At 67.0% G+C, this 17,476-nt stretch carries 17 protein-coding genes and 1 tRNA gene; 1 reads left to right on the forward strand and 17 read right to left on the reverse strand.

Features of this window, described 5'->3' with window-relative positions:
- Nucleotide 1: 1 nt before the first annotated feature.
- The 14 genes from nuoF to AC1DTW_RS12240 form a co-directional block, all read right to left on the reverse strand.
- A complete protein-coding gene (gene nuoF, locus AC1DTW_RS12175) occupies nt 2-1,363 on the reverse strand; it encodes an NADH-quinone oxidoreductase subunit NuoF (RefSeq protein ID WP_477981384.1) in 1,362 nt (453 codons plus the stop codon).
- Nucleotides 1,360-1,857, reverse strand: coding sequence for an NADH-quinone oxidoreductase subunit NuoE family protein (locus AC1DTW_RS12180; RefSeq protein WP_477981385.1), 498 nt, complete (start codon nt 1,855-1,857; stop codon nt 1,360-1,362). The genes nuoF and AC1DTW_RS12180 overlap by 4 nt, the downstream gene beginning before the upstream one ends.
- Nucleotides 1,854-3,107, reverse strand: coding sequence for an NADH-quinone oxidoreductase subunit D (locus tag AC1DTW_RS12185; protein WP_477981386.1), 1,254 nt, complete (start codon nt 3,105-3,107; stop codon nt 1,854-1,856). Before AC1DTW_RS12185 ends, AC1DTW_RS12180 begins: the two co-directional genes overlap by 4 nt.
- A gap of 7 nt (nt 3,108-3,114) precedes the next feature.
- A complete protein-coding gene (locus tag AC1DTW_RS12190; RefSeq protein ID WP_477981387.1) occupies nt 3,115-3,708 on the reverse strand; it encodes an NADH-quinone oxidoreductase subunit C in 594 nt (197 codons plus the stop codon).
- Nucleotides 3,705-4,184 (reverse strand): NuoB/complex I 20 kDa subunit family protein, encoded by a 480-nt coding sequence (locus AC1DTW_RS12195; RefSeq protein WP_477981388.1) that lies wholly within the window; start codon nt 4,182-4,184, stop codon nt 3,705-3,707. Before AC1DTW_RS12195 ends, AC1DTW_RS12190 begins: the two co-directional genes overlap by 4 nt.
- 52 nt (nt 4,185-4,236) lie before the next feature.
- Nucleotides 4,237-4,596 carry an NADH-quinone oxidoreductase subunit A gene (locus AC1DTW_RS12200; RefSeq protein ID WP_477981390.1) on the reverse strand — a complete coding sequence of 120 codons (360 nt, stop codon included), beginning with the start codon at nt 4,594-4,596 and terminating at the stop codon, nt 4,237-4,239.
- Nucleotides 4,597-4,687: 91 nt separating this feature from the next.
- Nucleotides 4,688-4,772 (reverse strand) — tRNA-Leu (locus tag AC1DTW_RS12205).
- Nucleotides 4,773-4,944: 172 nt separating this feature from the next.
- The gene (gene secG, locus AC1DTW_RS12210; RefSeq protein ID WP_477981391.1) at nt 4,945-5,379 is read right to left on the reverse strand and encodes a preprotein translocase subunit SecG; all 435 of its coding nucleotides are present in this window, start codon (nt 5,377-5,379) and stop codon (nt 4,945-4,947) included.
- 42 nt (nt 5,380-5,421) lie between these two features.
- Nucleotides 5,422-6,162 (reverse strand): triose-phosphate isomerase, encoded by a 741-nt coding sequence (gene tpiA, locus AC1DTW_RS12215; RefSeq protein WP_477981393.1) that lies wholly within the window; start codon nt 6,160-6,162, stop codon nt 5,422-5,424.
- 26 nt (nt 6,163-6,188) lie between these two features.
- Nucleotides 6,189-7,175 carry an NAD(P)H-quinone oxidoreductase gene (locus AC1DTW_RS12220; protein ID WP_477981394.1) on the reverse strand — a complete coding sequence of 329 codons (987 nt, stop codon included), beginning with the start codon at nt 7,173-7,175 and terminating at the stop codon, nt 6,189-6,191.
- 11 nt (nt 7,176-7,186) lie between these two features.
- Nucleotides 7,187-9,313, reverse strand: coding sequence for a polyribonucleotide nucleotidyltransferase (pnp, locus tag AC1DTW_RS12225; protein WP_477981395.1), 2,127 nt, complete (start codon nt 9,311-9,313; stop codon nt 7,187-7,189).
- Between the two features lie 212 nt (nt 9,314-9,525).
- Nucleotides 9,526-9,795, reverse strand: coding sequence for a 30S ribosomal protein S15 (rpsO, locus tag AC1DTW_RS12230; protein ID WP_477981397.1), 270 nt, complete (start codon nt 9,793-9,795; stop codon nt 9,526-9,528).
- 173 nt (nt 9,796-9,968) lie between these two features.
- Nucleotides 9,969-11,120: a pyridoxal phosphate-dependent aminotransferase gene (locus AC1DTW_RS12235; RefSeq protein ID WP_477981398.1), complete on the reverse strand. Its 1,152-nt coding sequence runs from the start codon at nt 11,118-11,120 to the stop codon at nt 9,969-9,971.
- Between the two features lie 9 nt (nt 11,121-11,129).
- Nucleotides 11,130-12,356, reverse strand: coding sequence for a branched-chain amino acid ABC transporter substrate-binding protein (locus tag AC1DTW_RS12240; RefSeq protein WP_477981400.1), 1,227 nt, complete (start codon nt 12,354-12,356; stop codon nt 11,130-11,132).
- On the opposite strand from AC1DTW_RS12240, the gene AC1DTW_RS12245 reads away from it, so the two are divergent.
- A complete protein-coding gene (locus AC1DTW_RS12245; RefSeq protein WP_477981401.1) occupies nt 12,316-12,972 on the forward strand; it encodes an Hsp20/alpha crystallin family protein in 657 nt (218 codons plus the stop codon). The two genes, AC1DTW_RS12240 and AC1DTW_RS12245, sit on opposite strands and share 41 nt — an antisense overlap.
- Nucleotides 12,973-12,975: 3 nt before the next feature.
- Here AC1DTW_RS12245 and tsaD read toward each other — a convergent pair whose 3' ends face one another.
- From tsaD to AC1DTW_RS12260, 3 genes are read right to left on the reverse strand one after another with little or no spacing between them, the layout of a single operon-like run.
- Complete coding sequence (gene tsaD, locus AC1DTW_RS12250) at nt 12,976-14,007, reverse strand: tRNA (adenosine(37)-N6)-threonylcarbamoyltransferase complex transferase subunit TsaD (protein ID WP_477981402.1); 1,032 nt, start codon at nt 14,005-14,007, stop codon at nt 12,976-12,978.
- Nucleotides 14,008-14,049: 42 nt separating this feature from the next.
- Nucleotides 14,050-16,206, reverse strand: a complete 2,157-nt coding sequence (locus AC1DTW_RS12255; protein WP_477981403.1) for a peptidase domain-containing ABC transporter — start codon at nt 16,204-16,206, stop codon at nt 14,050-14,052.
- Between the two features lie 4 nt (nt 16,207-16,210).
- The gene (locus tag AC1DTW_RS12260) at nt 16,211-17,470 is read right to left on the reverse strand and encodes an HlyD family secretion protein (RefSeq protein ID WP_477981404.1); all 1,260 of its coding nucleotides are present in this window, start codon (nt 17,468-17,470) and stop codon (nt 16,211-16,213) included.
- Nucleotides 17,471-17,476 lie beyond the last annotated feature (6 nt).

Genomic DNA, 17,476 nt, shown 5'->3' on the forward strand with positions numbered 1-17,476 from the left:
CTTATGCGGTGACCGCGACCTGGGCGACCTTCGCGGTCTTGTGCTCGATGAGGTGGACGAACTCGTCGCGGAAGTGCTTGATCATCGCGCGCACCGGCATCGCCGCGGCGTCGCCGAGCGCACAGATCGTGCGGCCCTGGATGTTGTCCGAGACCGAGTTCAGCAGGTCGATGTCTTCCATGCGGCCCTCGCCCTTCGCGATGCGGTCGACCATGCGGAACAGCCAGCCGGTGCCCTCGCGGCATGGCGTGCACTGGCCGCAGCTCTCGTGCATGTAGAAGTACGACAGGCGCAGCAGGCTCTTGACCATGCAGCGGGTGTCGTCCATCACGATCACCGCGCCGGAGCCGAGCATCGAGCCGGCCTTCGCGATGCTGTCGTAGTCCATCGTCAGCTCGTTCATGATCGCCGCCGGCAGCACCGGCGCCGACGAGCCGCCGGGGATCACGGCCTTCAGCGTGCGGCCGGGGCGCACGCCGCCGGCGAGTTCGAGCAGCTTGCTGAACGGCGTGCCGAGCGGAATCTCGAAATTGCCCGGGTTCTGCACATCGCCGACGACCGAGAAGATCTTCGTGCCGCCGTTGTTCGGCTTGCCGATCGCCAGGTACGGCGCACCGCCGTTGCGGATGATCCACGGCACCGCCGCGAAGGTCTCGGTGTTGTTGATCGTCGTCGGCTTGCCGTACAGCCCGTAGCTCGCGGGGAACGGCGGCTTGTAGCGCGGCTGGCCCTTCTTGCCTTCGAGCGATTCGAGCAGCGCGGTTTCTTCGCCGCAGATGTAGGCACCGAAGCCGTGCGCCGCGTGCAGCTGAAAGCTGAAGCCCGAACCGAGGATCGCGTCACCGAGGTAGCCCGCGGCGCGCGCTTCCTCGAGCGCCTCCTCGAAGCGTTCGTAGACCTCGAAGATCTCGCCGTGGATGTAGTTGTAGCCGACCTTGATGCCCATCGCGTACGCCGCGATCGCCATGCCTTCGATGACGATGTGCGGGTTGAACATCAGGATGTCGCGGTCCTTGCAGGTGCCGGGCTCGCCTTCGTCCGAATTGCAGACGAGGTATTTCGCGCCGGGGAACTGGCGCGGCATGAAGCTCCACTTCAGGCCGGTCGGGAAGCCTGCGCCGCCGCGGCCGCGCAGGCCGGAGGCCTTGACCTCGGCGATGACCTGATCGGGCGTCATCCCCTTGCCCTCGCCGGCCTCGAGGATCTTGCGCAAGGCCTGGTAGCCGCCGCGCGCTTCGTAGTCCTTCAGGCGCCAGTTCTTGCCGTCCAGGCCGTCGTAGATCTGCGCGCCGATGTGGCGGTCGTGAAAGCAGGTCTCGGTGCCCGAGGCCTGAAACTTCGACAGATCGAGTTGCGGGTTCATGCGCGGTTTCCCGTTCCTGCCGCCTTCAGCGTCTCGACCAGTTCATCGAGCCGCGCGTTGCTCATGAAGCTGACCATCTGGCGATCGTTGACCAGCATCACGGGCGCATCGGCGCAGGCACCCAGGCACTCGCTCTTCTGCACCGTGAACAGGCCGTCGGCAGTCGTGCCGCCCTCGTCGATGCCGAGCTTGTGGCACAGGTGATCGAGCGCCTTCTGCCCGTCGCGCAACTGGCACGGCAGGTTCGTGCAGACATTGAACTTGAACCGGCCCAGCGGCTGCTGGTTGTACATGTTGTAGAAGGTCGTGACCTCGTGCACCGCGATCGGCGGCATGCCCAGGTACTCGGCGACCAGCTTCTCGCTCTCGTCCGAGACGAAGCCCTGCTCCTGCTGCACGATCGCAAGGCAGGCCATCACGGCCGACTGCTTCTGCTCGGGCGGATACTTCGCGACTTCCTTGTCGAAGCGTCCGCGGGTGGATTCGCTGATCATCTGTCGATCTCGCCAAAAACAATGTCCATCGTGCCGATCAGCGCAACCGCGTCGGCGATCATGTGGCCGCGCGACAGCTCGTCGAGAGAGGCCAGGTGCGAGAAGCCGGGCGGACGGATCTTCAGCCGGTATGGCTTGTTCGCGCCGTCGCTGACGATGTAGATGCCGAACTCGCCCTTCGGGTGCTCGACCGCCGCGTAGGCCTCGCCTTCGGGCACGTGGAAACCTTCGGTGAAGAGCTTGAAGTGGTGGATCAGGTCTTCCATGCCCGACTTCATCTCGAGGCGCGACGGCGGCGCGACCTTGTGGTTCGACGTGATGACCGGGCCGGGATTCGCGCGCAGCCAGGCGACGCACTGCTGGATGATGCGGTTGGCCTGGCGCATCTCCTCGACGCGCACGAGGTAGCGGTCGTAGGTGTCGCCGTTGACGCCCAGCGGCACGTCGAAGTCCATCCGGTCGTAGACCTCGTAGGGCTGGTGCTTGCGCAGGTCCCACAGCACGCCGGAGCCGCGCAGCATCGGGCCGGTGAAGCCGAGGTTCAGCGCGCGCTCGGGGCTGACGACGCCGATGCCGACGGTGCGCTGCTTCCAGATCCGGTTGTCGGTCAGCAGCGTTTCGTAGTCGTCGACGCACTTCGGGAAGCGCCTCGCGAAATCGTCGACGAAGTCGAGCAGCGAGCCTTGGCGGTTCTCGTTGAGCTGCGCCATCGTCTTCGCGTTGCGCACCTTCGAGGCCTTGTACTGCGGCATCGTGTCGGGCAGGTCGCGGTAGACGCCGCCCGGCCGGTAATAGGCCGCGTGCATCCGCGCACCCGATGCCGCCTCGTACATGTCGAACAGGTCTTCGCGCTCGCGGAAGCAGTAGATGAAGATGTTCATCGCACCGCAATCGAGCCCGTGCGCGCCGAGCCACAGCAGGTGGTTCATCAGGCGCGTGATCTCGTCGAACATCACGCGGATGTACTGGGCGCGGATCGGCACCTCGACGCCGAGCAGCTTCTCGATCGCGAGGCAGTACGCGTGCTCGTTGGACATCATCGACACGTAGTCGAGCCGGTCCATGTAGGGCAGCGACTGGATGAAGGTCTTGCTCTCGGCGAGTTTCTCGGTCGCGCGGTGCAAGAGGCCGATGTGCGGGTCGGCGCGCTGGATCACTTCGCCGTCGAGTTCGAGCACGAGGCGCAGCACACCGTGCGCGGCCGGGTGCTGCGGACCGAAGTTCAGCGTGTAGTTCTTGATGTCTGCCATGACGCGTTCAGTGCAGGCCGCCGTAGTTGTCTTCGCGGACGATGCGCGGCGTGATCTCGCGCGGCTCGATCGTCACCGGCTGGTAAATCACGCGCTTCTGCTCGTCGTCGTAGCGCATCTCGACGTGGCCCGAGACCGGGAAATCCTTGCGGAACGGATGCCCGATGAAGCCGTAGTCGGTCAGGATGCGGCGCAGGTCGTTGTGACCCTCGAAGAGGATGCCGTACAGGTCGAAGGCCTCGCGCTCGAACCAGTTGACCGAGCTCCAGACATCGGTCAGCGATGCGACGACGGGGACGTCGTCGTCGGGGCAGAAGACCTTCAGGCGCACGCGCCAGTTCTTCGAGACCGACAACAGGTGCGACACGACACAGAAGCGCGGCCCTTCCCAGGCCTGATCCTTGTAGTTCGCGTAATCGACGCCGCACAGGTCGATGTTCTGTTCGAACTTCAGCTCGGCGTGGTCGCGCAGCAGCAGCGCCGATTCGACGTAATTCACGGCCGAGACGGTCACGGTCAGTTCGCCGCGCTGGCGCACCAGCGTCTTCAGGCGCTCGCCCAGGACGGTCTTGAGCGCGTGTTCAAGGACGTCGATCTTCATGCGCGCGCGATCGTGTTCTCGCGGCGAATCTTCGCCTGCAGTTGCAGCACTCCGTAAAGCAGCGCCTCGGCGGTTGGCGGGCAGCCGGGCACGTAGACATCGACGGGCACGATGCGGTCGCAGCCGCGCACAACCGAGTAGCTGTAGTGGTAGTAGCCGCCACCGTTCGCGCACGAGCCCATCGAGATCACCCAGCGCGGCTCGGCCATCTGGTCGTAGACCTTGCGCAACGCCGGCGCCATCTTGTTGCACAAGGTGCCGGCGACGATCATCAGATCGCTCTGACGCGGGCTGGGACGAAACAGCATGCCGAAGCGGTCGATGTCGTAGCGCGCCGCGCCGGCGTGCATCATCTCGACGGCACAGCATGCGAGGCCGAAGCTCATCGGCCACAGCGAGCCGGTCTTGGACCAGTTGATCAGGGCGTCGACACTCGTGGTGACGAAGCCTTCTTTCATGACGCCTTCAATGCCCATGGTGCTTCTCTTTGGTCGTCCCTTTGGTCGGCTCTTTGGTGAGTTCGTTCGATCATTCCCAATCGAGCGCACCCTTTTTCCACTCGTAGGCGAAGCCGACGACGAGGATGCCGAGGAACAGCATCATGGCCCAGAAGCCGCTCGTGCCGATCTCCTTCAGCGACACCGCCCACGGGAAGAGGAACGCGATCTCGAGATCGAACAGGATGAACAGGATGGCGACGAGGTAGTAGCGCACGTCGAATTTCATGCGCGCGTCTTCGAAGGCCTCGAAGCCGCATTCGTAAGGCGAATTCTTCGCCTTGTCGGGCCGGTTCGGACCCATGATGAAACCGAGCACCTGGGGCACCACACCGACTGCTGCACCGATGAGGATGAACAGGATGACGGGCAGGTAAGGTTCCAGATTCATGGGTCAAGCAAGCCCGCGAGAGCCTGCGATAGCTGGAGCGGATCGACCCGTTGCGCGATGCCACGCAGCGTTCAACGGGATCGAGCAATTTTGGTGCCGTCGGCGAGACTCGAACTCGCACAGCTTTCGCCACTACCCCCTCAAGATAGCGTGTCTACCAATTTCACCACGACGGCCAAGCACAGCGATTCTTGCAATCACCCGCACTTGAATCAGTGCCCGGATCGCATGAGGAGTAGCTCACCGGACAGCTGCGCATTCTAACCTGAAAGCCACGCGCTTTCGCTTCGCACGCTGCACCGCAGCAACGCGGATGACGCCCCGCGCGAGGCATCAAACAGGCAAGCGCTACTTGGTCGGAATCGCTCCCGCGCCCGAGGCCTGCGGCGCCGGCGCCGCAGGCGCGGTCGAGGCCGATGCGGCGGGCACAGCGGCCGGCGCACTCGCGGCGCCCGGCACTTGCGCGGCGCCGGTCAGCGGGCCGCTCGCGGCCGGCGCCGAGACCGCAGGACGGTCGAGAACGCTGCCACTCGAGGGCCGAGCGCGATCGTTCGAGTAGAACGCCAGCGCCAGCGTGCAGGCGAAGAAGACCGCGGCGCACACCGCCGTCGAACGCGACATGAAGTTCGCGCTGCCGGTCGCACCGAACAGGCTGCCGGAGGCACCGCTGCCGAACGACGCGCCCATGTCGGCGCCCTTGCCGTGCTGGATCAGCACGAGGCCGATCATCACCAGCGCCGCAATGATCTGCAACGCCACCACCAGGTTCAACAACAGGTTCATTCTTCTGACTCCAAAATTCTCGAAGCGCGCGCGGCTGACGACTTAGCCTGCCGCGCGGCAGATGGCGGCGAACTCGGGCGCCTTCAACGAGGCGCCGCCGATCAGGCCGCCGTCGATGTCGGGTTGCCCGAACAGCGTCGGCGCGTTGTCGGGCTTGACGCTGCCGCCGTACAGGATCTTCATGTCGCCCGCATGCTCGGTCGCGGCCTTCAGCTGTGCGCGCAGCAGTGCGTGCACGGCCTGCGCCTGCTCGGGTGTCGCGGTCTTGCCGGTACCGATCGCCCAGACCGGCTCGTAGGCCACGACGATCTGCGAGATGCAGTGGCCGAGCGTGTGGATCACCGCCGAGAGCTGGCGCTTCACGACCTCGTCGGTGTGCCCCGCCTCGCGCTCGGCCAGCGTCTCGCCGACGCACACGATCGGCGTGATGCGGTGCGCGAGCGCGGCCTTGGCCTTGTCGGCGACGCTCTGGTCGCTTTCGGCGTGGTACGCGCGGCGCTCCGAATGGCCGGCCAGCACATAGCGACAGCCGAACTCGGCCAGCATCGCGGCCGAGACCTCGCCGGTGTAGGCGCCCGATTCGAAGGCCGAACAGTCTTGCGCGCCCCAGCCGATCGCCTCGCCCTGCAGCGACAACGCCACGTCGCCGAGGTAAGGGCCCGGCACGCAGACCGCCACCTCGGCGACCCACGGACCGGCAGCCTTCAATGCGGCGAGGAGCTCGGCATTCGCCGCGCGGTTGCCGTTCATCTTCCAGTTGCCGACGACGAGTTTGCGATGCATGCCTGAAGCCTCCGAGATGGTCGTGATCACCACACCAGCACCAGCTTGCCGATGTGCTGGTTCGATTCCATCAGCGTGTGCGCGGCGGCGGCCTGCGCGGCCGGAAACACCTCGTGGATGACCGGCTTGATCGCGCCGGACTCGATCCACGGCCAGACTGTCGCGCGCAGCGCGGTGGCGATCGCCGTCTTGAACGCCACCGGCCGCGGCCGCAAGGTCGAACCGGTGATCGTCAGCCGCTTGCGCAGCACTGCACCGGCGTCGATCTGGGCTTCGACGCCGCCCTGCACCGCGATGAACACGAGCCGCCCATCTTCGGCGAGGCACTTCAGTTCGCGCGCCACGTACGGGCCGGCGACCATGTCGAGGATCACGTCGACGCCGCGACCCGCGGTGATGCGCTTCACTTCGTCGACGAAGTCTTGCGTGCGGTAGTTGATCGCATGATCGGCGCCGAGCCCGACGCAGGCAGCGCACTTCTCGTCGCTGCCGGCGGTCGCGACCACGATCGCGCCTGCCGCCTTCGCGATCTGGATCGCCGTGACGCCGATGCCGCTCGTGCCGCCCTGGATCAGCAGCGTCTCGCCGGCGGTCAGCCGTGCGCGATCGAACACGTTCGACCAGACGGTGAAGAAGGTCTCCGGCAGGCTCGCGGCCTCGATGTCGGTCAGCCCGGCCGGCACCGGTAGGCATTGCCCGATCGGCGCCACGCAGAGTTCCGCATAGCCGCCACCGGCCACCAGCGCGCAGACGCGATCGCCGCGCTTGAACCCGGCCGCCGCGAGCGCCCGGTCATCGCCGCCGACGATCACGCCGGCGATCTCCAACCCCGGCAGATCGGAGGCGCCCGGCGGCACCGGATAGTGCCCCTTGCGCTGCAGCACGTCGGGCCGATTCACGCCCGACGCCGCAACGCGGATCAGCGCCTCGCCGGCGCCGGCGACCGGGTCCGGCCGAACCGCCTCGACCAGCACCTCGGGTGCGCCATGTGCCGTGATCTCGATGACCCTCATCGAACCGGACCTCACTCCTGCGGCTGGAACTGCGGCTGCTGCTGTTCGCGCTCGATCAGCGCCTTCATCGACAGCTTGACGCGGCCCTTCTCGTCGGTCTCGAGCACCTTGACCTTGACGATCTGGCCTTCCTTCAGGAAGTCGGTGACCTTCTCGACGCGCTGGTGCGCGATCTGGCTGATGTGCAGCAGGCCGTCCTTGCCCGGCATCAGGTTCACGAGCGCACCGAAGTCGAGGATCTTCGTGATCGGGCCTTCATAGACCTTGCCCACTTCGACCTCGGCGGTGATCTCTTCGATGCGCTTCTTCGCGAACGCGGCCTTGTCGGCATCGGTCGACGCGATCGTGATCGTGCCGTCTTCGCCGATGTCGATCGTGCAGCCGGTCTCTTCGGTCAGCGCGCGGATCGTCGCGCCGCCCTTGCCGATGATGTCGCGGATCTTTTCCGGGTTGATCTTCATCGTGTACAAGCGCGGTGCGAACTGCGAGACCTCGGCATTGGCGCCGCTCATCGCTTCGGTCATCTTCGCGAGAATGTGCAGGCGCGCTTCCTTGGCCTGCGCCAGAGCGACTTGCATGATTTCTTTCGTGATGCCCTGGATCTTGATGTCCATCTGCAGCGCGGTCACGCCGGCGGTCGTGCCGGCGACCTTGAAGTCCATGTCGCCCAGGTGATCTTCATCGCCGAGGATGTCGGTCAGCACCGCGAAGCGGTTGCCATCCTTGATCAGGCCCATCGCGATGCCGGCGACGTGCGCCTTGAGCGGCACGCCGGCATCCATCAGCGCGAGGCAGCCGCCGCACACCGAAGCCATCGACGACGAACCGTTCGACTCGGTGATCTCGGAGACCACGCGCATCGAGTACGGGAAGTCGGCCTGGCTCGGCAGCACCGCGACGAGCGCGCGCTTCGCGAGCCGGCCGTGGCCGATCTCACGGCGCTTCGGCGTGCCGACACGGCCGGTTTCGCCGGTCGCGAACGGCGGCATGTTGTAGTGCAGCATGAAGTGCTCGGTGTACTCGCCGGCGAGCGCATCGATCTTCTGCGCGTCGCGCGCAGTGCCGAGCGTCGCGGCGACGAGGGCCTGGGTTTCGCCGCGCGTGAACAGTGCCGAGCCGTGGGCACGCGGCAGCACGCTGTTGCGGATCTCGATCGCGCGGACGGTGCGCGTGTCGCGCCCGTCGATGCGCGGCTCACCGGCCAGAATCTGGCTGCGCACGATCTTCGCCTCGATCTCGAACAGCACGTTGTCGAGCGCGACCTTGTCGAAGGCCACGCCCTCGCCTTGCAGCGACGCGACCGTCGCGGCCGTCACGGCGCGCGTGGCCTGCGTGCGGGCCTGCTTCGAGCGAATCTGGTAGGCCTCGCGCAGCGGCCCTTCGGCGAGCGCGGCGACCTTCGCGATGAAGGGTTCGTCCTTCGGCGCGGCGGCCCACTCCCAGGCCGGCTTGCCGGCGTCACGCACGAGCTCGTGGATCGCGTTGATCGCGATGTTGCCCTGCTCGTGACCGAACACGACGCCGCCCAGCATGATCTCTTCGGACAGCTGCTGCGCCTCCGACTCGACCATCAGCACGGCCGCCTCGGTGCCGGCGACGACCAGGTCCATCTTCGATTCGAGCAGCTGCGTCTTGCCCGGGTTCAGCACGTACTGGCCGTTGATGTAGCCGACGCGCGCGGCGCCGATCGGGCCGCTGAACGGAATGCCCGAGATCGCGAGCGCGGCGCTCGAGCCGATCAGTGCGGCGATGTCGGCCGAGACTTCCGGGTTCAGCGACAGCACGTGGATCACGACCTGGACTTCGTTGTAGAAGCCCTCCGGGAACAGCGGGCGCAGCGGGCGGTCGATCAGGCGCGAGGTCAGCGTCTCGAGCTCGCTCGGGCGGCCTTCGCGCTTGAAGAAGCTGCCGGGGATCTTGCCGGCCGCGTAGGTCTTCTCGATGTAGTCGACGGTCAGCGGGAAGAAATCCTGCCCCGGCTTCGGGTTCTTGGCCGCAACGACCGTGGCGAGCACGACGGTGTCTTCGATGTTGACGATCACCGCGCCACCCGCCTGGCGCGAGATCTCGCCGGTCTCGAGCGTGACGGTGTGTTGACCCCATTGGAAGGTCTTGGTGACTTTGTTGAACATGCTCATGCGTGTCTCTCCGGTTGTAGTCGTGTGCCTTCAGGGTGGCACGCAGACCCGGGAACTTGTCAGCGTCGGGCGGGATGCCATTCCAGCGGTGCTTCGCGGCGGAAACCTCGGTGGAATGACACAGCAGCGCCGGCGGCTTGCAGTTCCTGTGCAGAAAAACGAAGAGCCTGTGCTGGCGAATTCCAGACAGGCTCCGTTTTCTTGTTCTTCGATTACTTGCGCAGACCCAGCTTCTGGATCAGCGCCAGGTAGCGCTCGGCGTCGCGGTCTTTCAGGTAGGCCAGGAGGCTCTTGCGCTGGTTGACCATCTTCAGCAGGCCGCGACGACCATGGTGGTCTTTCAGGTGGGCCTTGAAGTGCGGCGTCAGGTCATTGATGCGGGCCGTCAGGATCGCGACCTGGACTTCGGGAGACCCGGTGTCGTTGGCGCTGCGCGCATTTGCCGCGACGATGGCGGCCTTGTCGATGGTGGCGTTGGACATCACTCGTTTCCAGTTGTGAAACCGAGCCACCCAGCCGTCGATTGGACGTTATCGCGGAATGCCACGGTTTCGATTGCGCTCACGTTGGAGCTCCACTTGCGCACACCGGTGAAACCGACCAGTGGCGTGCCTTGCTCGCGTCTGGACCAAGAGGCAAACGCGAAACCAGGCAATTATAGACCGAGGAACCATCTCAGCCGCTCGACCCCGCGCGTCAGCCGCGTCGTGTCCTGCGACGCGAAGCACCAGCGCAGCCAGCCTTCGGCCTCGGCGCCAAAAGCCGCGCCGGGCGCCAAGCCGAGTCCTGCCTCGGCCACCAGGCGCTTCGCGAACGCGAGCGAATCGTCCTGACCTTCGACGCGGAAGAATGCATACATGCCCCCTTCCGGGGTCGCGACCTGCACGCCGGGCAACGCGGCCAGCTGCGGCAGCAAGGTGTCGCGGCAATGCTGCAATCGCCCGACCAGCCCGGGGACGAAGTCGGCCGCGCCGGCCAGCGCCGCGAGGCCCGCACGCTGCACGAAGACCGGCGCGCACGAGGTGTTGAACTCGATCAGCTTGCCCATCGCCGGCACCAGCGCCGGCGGCATCACCAGCCAGCCCAGGCGCCAGCCGGTCATCAGGAAGCTCTTCGAGAAGCTGTGCGCGACGACCAGGCGGTCGTCGGGTTCGGCCAAGTCGAGAAAGCTCGGTGCACACCGCTCACCGGGCTTGAAGTACACGCGTTCATAAACTTCGTCGGCGATGATCCAGGTGCCGGTGCGCCGGCAGTGCTGGAGGATCGTCTGCTGCTCGGCGCGGCTCAGCGTCCAGCCGGTCGGGTTGTTCGGTGCGTTGATCAGCAGTACGTTCGTCTTCGGCGTGACGGCCTCCAGCAGCGTCGCCATGTCGAGCCGCCAGGCGCCGCCCTCCACGGTCAGCGAGACGCGCTTGACGCTCGCGCCGAGGATCAGGGGCTGCGCCGTCAGGTTCGGCCACACCGGAACGACCGCGACGACCTCGTCGCCGGCGCCGGCCAGCGCCTGCATCGCAAGCATCAGCGCGTTGACGCCGGACGAGGTGACCGCGATGCGTTCCGCGGCGACCGGCCGGTGCAGCGATGCGATGTAGGCCGACAGCGCCTCGCGCAGTTCGGGCAGGCCGAGGTTGTGTGCGTAGAAGGTCTCGCCGTCGTCGAGCGATCGGATCGCCGCCTCGCGGATGAAGGCCGGCGTCGGCTCGTCGCTCTCGCCGAACCAGAACGCCAGCACGTCGGCGCGCCCCAGGCCCGCGTTGGCAACCTCGCGAATCTTCGAGCCGGGCAATTGATCAATGACCTGTCGCATCGTCGTCCTTCAGGGGCGCTCCATCTTGCAGGTGGTCGGCAGTTCGGTGAGGCGCGGTTCGAAGCGGCGGACCGTGCGAAAGCCGAAGCCAGAGCCCTCATTGTCGTGCGCCACGCCGGCGGCGCCCACGCGCGCCATCGCGCTCACGTAGAGCGGCTGGATGAACTGGTGGTCGACCGCGCGCATCGTGCCCTCGTGAAAACCGCCGAACGTCGCGCGCTCGAGCTTCATCCCTTCGAGCGCCTTCGCGACCGCGACCGCATCGGTGCTGCGCGCGCGCTCGATCGCGCTCGCGAGCATCTCCACCATCACCTGCATGCGCGCATGGACGTAGTCGTCCTGCGGCCTCGGGAAACGCTCGCGGAAGCTCGCATAGAAGCGCTCGGAGGCCGCGCCGCCGACGTTCGGATGCCACTCGGCAACCGCCAGCACGCGATCGACGCCGGCCTCGCCGATCGCGGCCGGCGCGCCCAGCGCGTTGCCGTAGAAGGTGTAGAAGCGCGCTTCGACGCCGGCCTCGCGCGCCGCCTTGATCAACAGCGTCAGGTCGTTGCCCCAGTTGCCGGTCAGAACCGCCTGCGCGCCGCTGGCCTTGATCTTCGCGGCGTACGGCAGGAAATCCTTGACGCGGCCGAGCGGATGCAATTCGTCGCCGACGATCTGAATGTCGGGCCGTTTCGAGGCCAGGCTCGCGCGGGCCTGCTTCAGCACCTGCTGGCCGAAGCTGTAGTCCTGCCCGATCAGGTAGACGCGCTGCAGGCTCGCATCGTCGCGCAGCACGTCGGTCAGCGCGGCGAGCCGCATGTCGACGTTTGCATCGAAGCGGAAGTGCCAGAAGCTGCACTTCTCGTTCGTCAGTGCCGGGTCGACCGCCGAGTAGTTCAGGTACAGCGCGCGCTCGGTCGGCTCGCGCTCGTTGTGCTTGTTCAGCGCGTCGATCAGCACCGCCGCGGCGGCCGAGCTGTTGCCCTGCATCACGAAGCCGACCTTCTGGTCGAACGCCGACTTCAGCATCGCGAGCGTCTCTTCGTTGTTGCCCTTGCTGTCGAAGCGCAACAGCTCGAGCGGCCGTGCGCCACCGGGCAAGCCGACGCCGCCGCGCGCGTTGACGCGCTCCACCGCGAGCAGGAGGTTTCGATAGACGGCCTCGCCGGCATTCGCGAAGCTGCCCGACAGGCCCTCGATCATCGCGACCTTGATCGGCTCGTTCGCCGCTTCGGCGCTCGTCCAAAGCATCCCCGACACCAGCGCACAAGCACCCAACACACTTCGCAGCTTCGACAATTTCAAGTCCCTTGAAAACAAAAATGCCGCTCCAAATTCAGCGGCATGCTTGCTGCACGGTGCGGCAGCGAAACCTGATTGTAGGAGTCACGCCATGTTCGTTCTGCCGCTGTCCCGCCCTGCCGTTCGCTCGGTCACGCCGCACTTCAGCCGCGTCGTCGATCGCCTGTTCGATGAGTCGATCGATCGCTACTTCGGTGGCGCCGCAGCCGGCGCGCGCACCCCGGCGCTCGATGTGAGCGAAACCGACACCGCCTACATCGTCGCGCTCGACGTGCCCGGCGTGAGCCGCGAGCAGCTGAAGGTATCGGTCGAGGGCCGTCGCGTCAGCATCGAGACCGCCGACGCCGCCAAGCCTGTCGAGACCGAAACCGTTGCCGACGCGCCGAAGCCGGACACTCGGCGCGCTCTCTACCGCGAGCGCAGCGCTTCGCGCTATGCGCGCACTGTGAGCCTGCCGGCCGAGGTGGATCAGGCGTCGTCGCAGGCGAAGTTCGAGAACGGCGTGCTGACCTTGACATTGCCGAAGAAGGTCGCGACCGGCGCGACCCGGCTGAGCGTCAACTGAGTCTCAGGCCGCCACCAACTGCCAGCGCGGCATCACGTTGAACGCATAGTCGGTCGACGTTGCCGCGCGGCCGCGCTGCAGGCGCATCGCGGCCGCCAGCGCGATCATCGCGCCGTTGTCGGTGCAAAGCGCGAGCTCCGGATAGTGCACCCGGACCCCGCGCTTCGCGCATTCGGCATTCAGTTGTTCGCGCAGCCGCGTGTTCGCGCCGACGCCGCCGGCGACGACGATGCGCTGGCACCCGGTCTCGCGCAGGGCCTGCAGCGATTTGCGCACCAGCACGTCGACGATCGCCTGCTGCGTTGCCGCGGCGACATTCGCCTTGTCCTGCTCGCAGACGTTGCTGCCGAGCTTCATCACCTGCGTGCGCACAGCCGTCTTCAGGCCGGCGAACGAGAAGTCCAGGTTGCCGCTGTGCAGCAACGGACGCGGCAGCGTGAACGCGCTCGCATCGCCGAACTCGGCCATGCGCGCGAGCGCCGGCCCGCCGGGATAGCCGAGACCGAGCAGCTTGGCCGACTTGTCGAAGGCTTCGCCGGCGGCGTCGTCGATCGTCTCGCCGAGCAACTCGTAGCGGCCCACATCCTCGACCCGCATCAGCTGCGTGTGGCCGCCGGAGACGAGCAGCGCAATGAAGGGGAACTCCGGCGAATCGGCCGACAGGAACGGCGACAGCAAATGCCCTTCGAGGTGATGTACGCCGATCGCCGGACGTTGCAGCGACGCGGCGAGCGCGCACGCGACCCCCGCGCCGACCAGCAGCGCGCCCGCCAACCCTGGGCCGCGCGTGTAGGCGACGAAATCGACATCCACCAGCGTGGCTCCGGCCTCCTCGAGAACCTGGCGCGCCAGCGGCAACACGCGCCGGATGTGGTCGCGCGAGGCCAGTTCGGGCACGACTCCGCCATAGGCCTGGTGCATGTCGATCTGGCTGTGCAGCGCGTGCGCGCGCAGCCGTGGCGTGTCTCCACCCGTTGCTTCGACGAGCGCGACCCCGGTCTCGTCGCACGACGATTCGATTCCCAGAATATTCATCGCGTCGAGTTTAGGGCGATGCGCGCGTCGCCGGACGCCCCGTCAGCGGGCGTGGCTGTTGTTGCCGCCACCGGGAACGCTGCGCAGGTCCTGCGACACTTTGCCGTCTTGCAGCACGATGACTCGGCTCGCCGAGGCGATCGTCTCGGGTCGGTGCGCAACGATGATGCGCGTCAGATCGAGCTGGCGGATCGCCTGGTTGACCTCGCGCTCGCGCTCCACGTCGAGCGCGCTGGTGGCCTCGTCAAGGAACAGGATCTTCGGCCGCTTGTACAGCGCCCGCGCGAGCAGGATGCGCTGGCGTTGACCGCCCGAGATGCTGCCGCCCATGTCGCCGATCAGCGTGTGAAAGCCCATCGGCATCGCGTCGATGTCGTCGATCACCGCGGCGACGCGGGCGCACTCGGCAACCCACTCCGGATCAGCCTGCGGGTCGAAGAAGCTGATGTTGTCGGTGATGGAGCCGGCGAAGAGCTGATCGTCCTGCATCACGGTGCCGATCATGTCGCGCCAGGCGCGCAGGCCCAGACGGGCGAGCGGCACACCGCCGACACGAATCTCGCCCACCTGCGGCGCGTGCACGCCCAGCATCAGCTTCAGCAGCGTGGTCTTGCCGCAACCGGACGGGCCGACGATCGCCACCGACTCGCCAGGCTCGATCTGCAGGCTCAGGCCGCGCAGGACCTGCGGCTCCGATTCGGAATACGCGAAGTGCACGCTGCGCAACTCGAGGCTGACCGGCAGCTCCAGCGCGCGCGGTGCGAACTCCGCCTGCGGCTCAGGCGAGGTCAGCACGATGTCGGCGAGCCGCTCGCCCTGCAGCTTCAGCATCTTGACTTCGACGACCTTGTCGATCAGCGCGCTGATGCGGGTCGCGAACTGCTCCTTGTAGGCGATGAACGCGAACAGCATGCCGACCGAGAAGCTGTGGTCCATCACCAGCAGTGCGCCGACCCAGACGATCGCGATGCGCTCCAGGCCGAACACGAGCTTGTGGCCGACGCTGAACATCAGGTCGAGCTTGCGCGTCGCGATGTTGGCGTTCATCGCGTCGACGACGAGGTTCATGAAGCGCGCCTGCCGGTCTTCCTGGCGATTGAACAGCTTGATCGACTGCACACCGCGCAGCGATTCGAGGAAGTGGCTGGCGCGCTTGGCCTCGAAGATGATCGACTCCTCGGTCGCGTCGCGCAGCGGCCGGAAGAAGGCCCAGCGCAGCGCCGCGTAGACCGCGACCGCGCCGACCGCTATCGCGGTCAGCAGCCCGCTGTAGATCAGCATCATCACCAGCGTCACGACGACGAGCAGGCCGTCGAGCACGGCCTCGATGAAGCTGGTGGTCAGCGTCTGCTGGATCTTCTGCACGGCGCCGAAGCGCGACAGCACGTCACCCGTGTGTCGCTTCTCGAACCACTCGACCGGCAGGCGCATCAGGTGCGCGAACACGTTCGCGAGCCACTGCAGGTTCAGCGTCGTCGACAGGTGCAGCACGGCCCACGAGCGGATCGCGCCGGTCGCGACCTGGATCAGCACCAGCAGGCCGAAGCCGATGCCGAGCGTGACAAGCAGATCGCGGTCGAGGCCGACGAGCACGCTGTCGACGACCCACTGCATGAAGAACGGCGACAGCAGCAGGAAGGCCTCGAGCGTCAGCGCCAGAGTGAAGATCTGCAGCAGCGAACGTCGCAGCCCCGTCACGCGGCCGAGCAGCTGGCGCAGGCTGACCGTCTGCTGCTCGGTGTGCGGCCTGAACTCGGCCTGCGGCACGAGCTCGAGCGCGACGCCGGTGAAGTGCTTCGAGACCTCGGCCATCGACAGGCGCCGCACGCCGCGCGCCGGGTCGTGGATCACCGCGATGCCGCGCGTCACTTCCTTCAGCACGACGAAGTGGTTCAGATCCCAGTGCAGGATGCAGGGCAGCACGAGGTCGGGCAGGTGCGACATCTCCGCGCGCAAGCCGCGGGAGTTCAGCTGCAGGTGGCCGGCCAGCCGCACCAGGTCGGCCATCGTCGCGCCTTTCAGCGACATCGGGAAGCGCTGGCGCAGCGTCGGCAGATCGCTGCGCAGCCCGTGGTGCGCCGCGACCATCGCGATGCACGCCAGGCCGCATTCGGCGGCTTCGGTCTGCAGGATCACCGGCAGGCGATGCCCGCCGAAGCCGAGACGCAACCCGTCGAGCCAGCCGTTGCCGCCCATCATCGCCTCACACCCGGCCTGCGATGCCGAGCACCGGCTCGAACAGCCACTCGATCAGCCGGCGCCGGTCGAGCAGCACATCGGCCTCGAGCTGCATCCCCGGCGCGAGCGCCTGCGGCTGACCGTAGGCGGCGACGCTTTGCCGGTCGAGCGTCACGGTGATGCGATACAGCGGCTCGCCGGCAGCGCTGAGCGACGCCGGCAGCGCCAGCCCGGCGAGTTCGGAGGCCTGCAGCGGCGAGCGCGACACCTGCACGACCTCGCCCGACTGATGGCCGAACTTCTGGTACGGGAAGGCCTGGTAGCGCAGCTGCACCGGCTGGTTCGCGCGCACGAAGCCGACCGCGCTCGACGGCGCGAACAGGTGCGCCTGCAGTTTCGCGTCGGCTGGCAGCAAGGTCGCGAGCGCGACCGCCGGCGTCACCGTCTGGCCGGGCCCAGCGAGCACGCCGCTGACGACGCCATCCTGCGGCGCACGCACGACGATGCGTTGCCGCGCCTCGGTCTCGGCGGCCTGTTGGGCCAGCGCCGCCAGATCGCGATCGATCACGCCTTGCGCGCTGCGCGCCTGCAGCGGGAGCTCGCGGCGCTGCGCCTGCAGGGTCGCGATCTCGCGCAGGCGCGTCGCGCGCTGGCGCTCCAGGCCCTGCAGCTGCGCCTTGACATTCAACACCTCCTCGGCCTTGGCGCGCACCTGTGCCGACGAGACGAAGTTGTCGTTGCGCAGGGACTCGTACTGCGCCTGGGCCTGCTCGGCCAGAGTGAGCCGCTGGCGTTGCAGATCGGACTCGATCTTCATGGACCCGAGCTCGCGCTGCATTTCGTCGATCTGGCGATCGATCGCGGCGAGTTGTGCCTGTTCAAGCTCGCTGCGCTGCCGGGCCGCGCCCTGCAGGCTGAGCGTGCGCGACGCGATGCTGGTCTGGACGGCGGCCTGCGTGTCGCCGCTGAGCGTCGCCTGGCCGACCGCGAGCACGAACAGCACGTCGCCACGCCGAACCGCGCGGCCTTCGGCCACATGGCTTTCGACAACGGTTGCCGGCTGCGGCGCGAGCAGCCGGATCACGCCGCGATCCGGCACGAGATAGCCACCGACGCGAGCCTTGCGCGTGTATTCCCCGAGCGTCAGATACGCCGCGACGGCGACCGCCACGAGAACGGCGAGCGCGGTCAACACCGCCAACGAGACGGGGCGGATCAGCTGAATGCTGCCGAGCCAGTCACGCTCACGATGCTCGAGGGCCTCGGCCCGGAACAGGCCGGCCATGGACGG

The organism is Rhizobacter sp. P5_A1, from assembly GCF_056400745.1.

Excerpts from the sequence above, each read along its gene's own strand:
- AC1DTW_RS12260 (WP_477981404.1), bottom strand. The coding sequence starts at position 17,470 with ATGGCCGGCCTGTTCCGGGCCGAGGCCCTCGAGCATCGTGAGCGTGAC.
- tsaD (WP_477981402.1), bottom strand. The coding sequence starts at position 14,007 with ATGAATATTCTGGGAATCGAATCGTCGTGCGACGAGACCGGGGTCGCG.
- secG (WP_477981391.1), bottom strand. The coding sequence starts at position 5,379 with ATGAACCTGTTGTTGAACCTGGTGGTGGCGTTGCAGATCATTGCGGCG.
- AC1DTW_RS12190 (WP_477981387.1), bottom strand. The coding sequence starts at position 3,708 with ATGAAGATCGACGTCCTTGAACACGCGCTCAAGACCGTCCTGGGCGAG.
- AC1DTW_RS12200 (WP_477981390.1), bottom strand. The coding sequence starts at position 4,596 with ATGAATCTGGAACCTTACCTGCCCGTCATCCTGTTCATCCTCATCGGT.
- AC1DTW_RS12180 (WP_477981385.1), bottom strand. The coding sequence starts at position 1,857 with ATGATCAGCGAATCCACCCGCGGACGCTTCGACAAGGAAGTCGCGAAG.
- AC1DTW_RS12220 (WP_477981394.1), bottom strand. The coding sequence starts at position 7,175 with ATGAGGGTCATCGAGATCACGGCACATGGCGCACCCGAGGTGCTGGTC.
- pnp (WP_477981395.1), bottom strand. The coding sequence starts at position 9,313 with ATGAGCATGTTCAACAAAGTCACCAAGACCTTCCAATGGGGTCAACAC.
- AC1DTW_RS12240 (WP_477981400.1), bottom strand. The coding sequence starts at position 12,356 with ATGCTTTGGACGAGCGCCGAAGCGGCGAACGAGCCGATCAAGGTCGCG.
- AC1DTW_RS12235 (WP_477981398.1), bottom strand. The coding sequence starts at position 11,120 with ATGCGACAGGTCATTGATCAATTGCCCGGCTCGAAGATTCGCGAGGTT.
- rpsO (WP_477981397.1), bottom strand. The coding sequence starts at position 9,795 with ATGTCCAACGCCACCATCGACAAGGCCGCCATCGTCGCGGCAAATGCG.
- AC1DTW_RS12185 (WP_477981386.1), bottom strand. The coding sequence starts at position 3,107 with ATGGCAGACATCAAGAACTACACGCTGAACTTCGGTCCGCAGCACCCG.
- AC1DTW_RS12255 (WP_477981403.1), bottom strand. The coding sequence starts at position 16,206 with ATGATGGGCGGCAACGGCTGGCTCGACGGGTTGCGTCTCGGCTTCGGC.
- AC1DTW_RS12195 (WP_477981388.1), bottom strand. The coding sequence starts at position 4,184 with ATGGGCATTGAAGGCGTCATGAAAGAAGGCTTCGTCACCACGAGTGTC.
- tpiA (WP_477981393.1), bottom strand. The coding sequence starts at position 6,162 with ATGCATCGCAAACTCGTCGTCGGCAACTGGAAGATGAACGGCAACCGC.
- nuoF (WP_477981384.1), bottom strand. The coding sequence starts at position 1,363 with ATGAACCCGCAACTCGATCTGTCGAAGTTTCAGGCCTCGGGCACCGAG.